This window comes from Acidovorax delafieldii 2AN, assembly GCF_000175235.1.
In the GTDB taxonomy this organism is placed as follows: domain Bacteria; phylum Pseudomonadota; class Gammaproteobacteria; order Burkholderiales; family Burkholderiaceae_C; genus Acidovorax; species Acidovorax delafieldii_B.
In genome coordinates, this window is the sequence record NZ_ACQT01000240.1 from 1 (window position 1) to 5,342 (window position 5,342).

The 5,342-nt window shown below is 64.4% G+C and carries 5 protein-coding genes and 1 pseudogene; 4 read left to right on the top strand and 2 right to left on the bottom strand.

The window, feature by feature from the left end:
- Window positions 1–937 (top strand): amidase family protein (locus tag ACDELDRAFT_RS18680; RefSeq protein ID WP_005799573.1); only part of this gene is annotated, 937 nt, incomplete at its 5' end.
- A gap of 1 nt (window position 938) precedes the next feature.
- The gene (gene gatB / locus ACDELDRAFT_RS18685) at window positions 939–2,393 is read left to right on the top strand and encodes an Asp-tRNA(Asn)/Glu-tRNA(Gln) amidotransferase subunit GatB (protein ID WP_005799574.1); all 1,455 of its coding nucleotides are present in this window, start codon (window positions 939–941) and stop codon (window positions 2,391–2,393) included.
- A gap of 38 nt (window positions 2,394–2,431) precedes the next feature.
- Here gatB and ACDELDRAFT_RS18690 read toward each other — a convergent pair whose 3' ends face one another.
- Window positions 2,432–3,118 (bottom strand): DUF4124 domain-containing protein, encoded by a 687-nt coding sequence (locus ACDELDRAFT_RS18690; protein WP_005799575.1) that lies wholly within the window; start codon window positions 3,116–3,118, stop codon window positions 2,432–2,434.
- Complete coding sequence (pyrE, locus tag ACDELDRAFT_RS18695) at window positions 3,115–3,825, bottom strand: orotate phosphoribosyltransferase (protein WP_005799576.1); 711 nt, start codon at window positions 3,823–3,825, stop codon at window positions 3,115–3,117. Before pyrE ends, ACDELDRAFT_RS18690 begins: the two co-directional genes overlap by 4 nt.
- Window positions 3,826–3,835: 10 nt before the next feature.
- Here pyrE and ACDELDRAFT_RS18700 point away from each other — a divergent pair, with 10 nt between their 5' ends.
- Both ACDELDRAFT_RS18700 and ACDELDRAFT_RS18705 read left to right on the top strand, forming a co-directional pair.
- Complete coding sequence (locus ACDELDRAFT_RS18700) at window positions 3,836–4,639, top strand: exodeoxyribonuclease III (protein ID WP_040329897.1); 804 nt, start codon at window positions 3,836–3,838, stop codon at window positions 4,637–4,639.
- A gap of 246 nt (window positions 4,640–4,885) precedes the next feature.
- A pseudogene (locus tag ACDELDRAFT_RS18705) lies at window positions 4,886–5,342 on the top strand (type II/IV secretion system protein); the annotation flags it as partial.

Sequence of the window (5,342 nt, forward strand, 5' to 3'; positions counted from 1 at the left end):
GTCGATTCGCCAGCCTGCATCGTTCTGCGGCATCACCGGCATCAAGCCCACCTATGGCCGCGCCAGCCGATACGGCATGATCGCGTTCGCCTCCAGCCTCGACCAGGCCGGCCCCATGGCCCGCTCGGCCGAAGACTGCGCGCTGCTGCTGTCCGCCATGTGCGGCCCCGACCCGGACCGCGACTCCACGTCGCTTGATGTGCCTGCCGAGAACTTCAGCGCGAAGCTCAACGACAGCATTGACGGCCTGCGCATCGGCATTCCCGCCGAGTTCTTTGGCGAAGGTCTGGCGCCCGATGTGCGCGCCGCCGTCGATGGGGCGCTCAAGGAATACGAGAAGCTCGGCGCCAAGCTCGTGCCCATCAGCCTGCCGCGCACCGAGCTGTCCATTCCGGTCTACTACATCATTGCCCCGGCCGAGGCGTCGTCCAATCTCAGCCGCTTTGATGGCGTGAAGTTTGGCCACCGCGCCAAGGACTACACCGATCTGGTGGACATGTACAAGAAGACGCGCGCCGAAGGCTTTGGCGACGAGGTCAAGCGCCGCATCATGATCGGAGCCTATGTGCTCTCCCATGGCTACTACGACGCCTATTACCTGCAAGCGCAAAAGATCCGCCGCATGATCGCGGACGACTTCCAGAACGCGTTCAAGGATTGCGACCTGATCGCCGGCCCCGTGGCCCCCTCGGTGGCCTGGAAGCTGGGCGACCACGGCAACGACCCGCTGGCAGACTACCTCGCCGACATCTTCACCCTGCCCGGCTCGCTGGCCGGCCTGCCCGGCATGAGCGTGCCCGCCGGTTTTGGCGAAGGCGGCATGCCCGTGGGCCTGCAGTTGCTGGGCAACTACTTCCAGGAAGCCCGCCTTCTGAACGCTGCGCATCGCCTGCAGCAAGCCACCGATTTTCACCTCCGCCAACCCGGAGGTCTGTGACATGACGACGACCAGCAAATTGATCCACGGTTATGAAGTCGTCATCGGCTTCGAAACCCACACCCAGCTCGCCACGCAGAGCAAGATATTCAGCCGCGCCCCCACGGCCTTCGGCGCCGAGCCCAACACCCAGGCCTGTGCGGTAGACCTGGCTCTGCCCGGCACCCTGCCAGTGATGAACCGCGAAGCCGTGGCCTGCGCTATCAAATTAGGACTGGCCCTGGGCTCCCACATTGCGCCCGTGAGCATTTTTGCTCGCAAGAACTACTTCTACCCCGACCTGCCCAAGGGCTACCAGATCAGCCAGTTCGAGATTCCGGTGGTGCAGGGCGGCGAGGTCGAGTTCTTTCTGGGTGACGAGAAGAAGACCGTGCGCCTGGTGCGCGCCCACCTCGAAGAAGACGCGGGCAAATCGCTGCATGAAGACTTCATCGGCCAGAGTGGTATCGACCTGAACCGCGCGGGCACGCCGCTCTTGGAGATCGTGACCGAGCCCGACATGCGCTCGTCCGAAGAGGCCGTGGCCTATGCCAAGGAGCTGCACAAGATCGTCACCTGGATCGGCATCTGCGACGGCAACATGCAGGAAGGCAGCTTCCGCTGCGATGCCAACGTGTCCGTACGCAAGCCTGGCCAGCCGCTGGGCACGCGCCGCGAGATCAAGAACCTGAACTCGTTCAAGTTCATGCAGCAGGCCATCGACTACGAAATCCGCTGGCAGATCGAGCAGATCGAAGACGGCCACGCGATCCAGCAGGCCACCGTGTTGTTCGACCCGGACACGGGCGAAACGCGCGCGATGCGCACCAAGGAAGATGCAGCGGATTACCGTTACTTCCCCGATCCGGACCTGCCCCCGCTCCATATTTCGGAGCGGTGGGTACAGGAAGAACGTGCGCTGATGGCGGAATTGCCCCGTGCCATGGCCGCACGCTTCGTGGCGGACTACAGCCTTCCAGAGTACGACGCCACCACGCTCACGCAGAGCAAGGCCATGGCGGCTTACTTCGAAGCCGTGGCCAAAGCCTGCAGCCAGCCCAAGCTGGCCAGCAACTGGATCATGGGCGAGGTGTCTCGCCGCCTGAACATGGCCGAGATCGGCATGGAGCAGGTCCCGGTGTCTGCAGCGCAGCTCGCTGCACTGATCGCTCGCATTGCCGACGGCACCATCTCCAACAATGCGGCCAAGCAGGTGTTTGACGCACTGTGGAATGGTGAATCCGCCGACGTGGACGCGGTCATCGAATCCAAGGGCCTCAAGCAGATGAACGACACCGGCGCGCTGGAGAAGATCGTCGACGAGGTGATCGCCGCGAACGCCGACAACGTGGCCCAGTTCCGCGCTGGCAAGGACAAGGCCTTCAATGCCCTGGTTGGCCAGATCATGAAGGCCAGCAAGGGCAAGGCCAACCCGCAGCAGGTCAACGAGTTGCTGCGCGCACGTCTGGCTGGCTAGTCTTGCGCGGCGGCGCGTTCTGTGCCGCCGCGGCGCTTTCAGCGCGCGGCTGCGGGCACCGGCACTTCCGAAGAAGCGCCCGCCAGGGGCGCGTGCTGCGCGGCCCAGAGCCTGCGCAGCTGTGCCAGTTCGCTGTCGAACCGTGCGTGGATGCGGCGCTTTTCCTGGTCCTGCCCTGCCAGGAAGCGCCGTTGCTCTTCAATGCCGTCCTCGTTCTCGGCAATCTTGCGCCGCAAGGCCATGGGCGCCTTGGACGGGTCGCGCTTGTAGAACTCCATCTCGGTGTCGAGCGTCTTGCGCTGCTGCTGAAGATCGGTCACGCGCTTTTCCGCGATGCGCGTGACGTCGTCCACGAGCTGGATGGCTGCCGCCCTTTCCACGTCATGGGCGGCCTTGTCCGGGTAGCGCGCAGTGAGCGCGCGCTCGCGGCGGCGCTCTTCCTGCTGGCGGATGCGCTCCTCCGCCTCCTTGCGGCGTTGCGCTTCGAGGGTGGCCCGCTCCTGCTCGGTGAGCGAAGGGCCGATCTGGCGGCGCACGGTGCCCGAGGGGCCTAACTCGCGCTGCTCGCGGTCCACACATTCAGCAATGGGACGGTCGGCAGTAAGCCGGCGCCCTTGACGGTCGACACAGGTATAGATGCTGCCCGCACTGGACTGCGCCCACGCGCTAGACCCCAGCACACTGGCCGCCACCCCAACGCTTACGACCCACGCCCATCTGCTCAACTGGATGATCCTTCGTTGACTCCGTAACGCTGGCGATAGGCCAGCACCCGCTCGTGATGCGCGCTCATCTCCGCCCCACCACCCTTTTGCGACAGGTACAGCAATAAGTCTGCCAACGTTGCGATGGCACAGACTTCCATGCCGAGTTGCTGACGCACGTACTGCACCGCGCTGTGCGCAACGTCCTGGCCATTCTCGGTGGCTTTCTCCTGGCGGTCCAGTGCAATGGCCACCGCGTGGGGCACGGCACCCGCTGCGCGGATGATGGCAATCGACTCGCGGGCAGCCGTGCCGGCCGACATCACGTCATCCACGATCAGCACACGCCCCTTGAGCGGCGCGCCCACCAGCGTGCCGCCCTCGCCATGGTCCTTGGCCTCCTTGCGGTTGTAGGCGAAGGGCACATTGCGCCCTTGGCGTGCCAGCTCCACAGCCACCGTCGCAGCCAGGGGAATGCCCTTGTAGGCGGGGCCGAACACCATGTCGAATTCGATCCCGCTGGCCAGCAGGGCTTTTGCATAGAATTCCGCGAGGCGGCCCAGCTTGTTCCCGTCGTCGAAGAGGCCGGCATTGAAGAAGTAGGGGCTCATGCGACCCGCCTTGGTCTTGAACTCCCCGAACCGCAGCACTCCCGCCTCCACGGCAAAACGTACGAAATCCTGCGCCAGACGGCCCTGCTCCGGGGTTTGCGCGCCAACATTCACCATGGGGAATTCCTTGTTCAAGTTAACCAGCCTCAATCTCAACGGCATCCGCTCCGCCGCCAGCAAAGGCGTGGAGCGCTGGATCGCGGCCACGCGGCCGGATTGTATTTGCGTGCAGGAAGTGAAGGCCCAGGCGGCCGATATCGCCACGCGCTTCGAGCAGCTCGCCGGGCTGCAGGGGCATTTTCATTTCGCCCAGAAAAAGGGCTATTCGGGCGTGGGCATCTACACCCGCCACGAGCCCAGCGACGTCATCGCCGGTTATGGCTCGCCAGAGTTCGACGCGGAGGGCCGCTATATCGAACTGCGCTTTGACACGCCCGCGCGCAAGCTGTCCATCATCAGTGCTTATTTCCCCAGCGGCTCCTCGGGCGAAGAGCGCCAGCTGGCCAAATACCGCTTTCTCGAAGCCTTCCACCCGCACCTCATGGCAACCAAGGGTGAGCGAGAATTCATCCTGTGCGGCGATATCAACATCGCCCACCAGCAGATCGACCTGAAGAACTGGCGCAGCAACCAGAAGAACAGCGGATTCCTGCCGGAAGAGCGGGCCTGGATGACAAAGTTGTTGCACACAACTGACCCCGGCGGCGGACTGGTAGACGTTTACCGTCAGTTACAACCCACCGCCACCGACACCGCCTACACATGGTGGAGCAACCGGGGCCAGGCCTATGCCAACAACGTGGGCTGGCGTCTGGACTACCACCTCGCCACGCCGGCTCTGGCGGCCTTGGCCCGCGCCGAGCACATCTACAAGGATGAGAAGTTCTCGGACCACGCCCCCATTACCGTCGATTACGAATTCACCCTCTGAAACGATGCGTTTTGCCCCGCCGCAGCGCGCGTGGTTCACAATTGCTTTCAGATGTGTTGCAATGAAACTGCAGTGAGCAGCCCCTCGTTGGGCGGTGCTCCAACGCAATTCGGCAAACGCCGGGCGCCCTGCGTTGCGGTCGCGGCCAGCGCCCAGCGGCAACCGAACGGTGCGGTTTCGTTGGCACGCTTTCCCGCCTTCGCACCGCAAACCAGCGCGAATGTGAACAGGCCCTAGGTCGATCCCATGCAAGAAATCACCGACCCGACGCCCCCGCAGTGTTTCACGCCGCACGATACGGATGCCCTGTGGCGGCTCGTCACCACGCCCCACCCCGTCGTGGGCAAGGCACGCCACCTGGGCGAAGCCCTGCTGCAGGCCGGCATCATCAACGAAACCAAGCTGCTCGAAGGTCTGCAGGCCCAGAAAGCCGAGCAGGGCCAGGGCATCCGGCGCCAGGTCGGCCAAATCCTGGTGGACCGCGGCGACGTGACGCAGGACCAACTGCGGCACGTGATCGGCAGCTGGCTGGGCGAATACATGGTGAACCCCACGCACCTCACGCCCGACGCGGTTTCGCTGGCCCTGGTGCCCCGCGCCGTGGCTGAGCGGGAGTCCGTGCTGCCCCTGCTGGCACGCGACGACGCCCTGGTGCTGCTGATGGCCGACCCCTACGATCGCGTGCTGCTCGATGAGCTGCGCT

Coding starts and splice junctions, on each gene's coding strand:
- gatB (WP_005799574.1), top strand. CDS start 939: ATGACGACGACCAGCAAATTGATCCACGGTTATGAAGTCGTCATCGGC.
- pyrE (WP_005799576.1), bottom strand. CDS start 3,825: ATGGTGAATGTTGGCGCGCAAACCCCGGAGCAGGGCCGTCTGGCGCAG.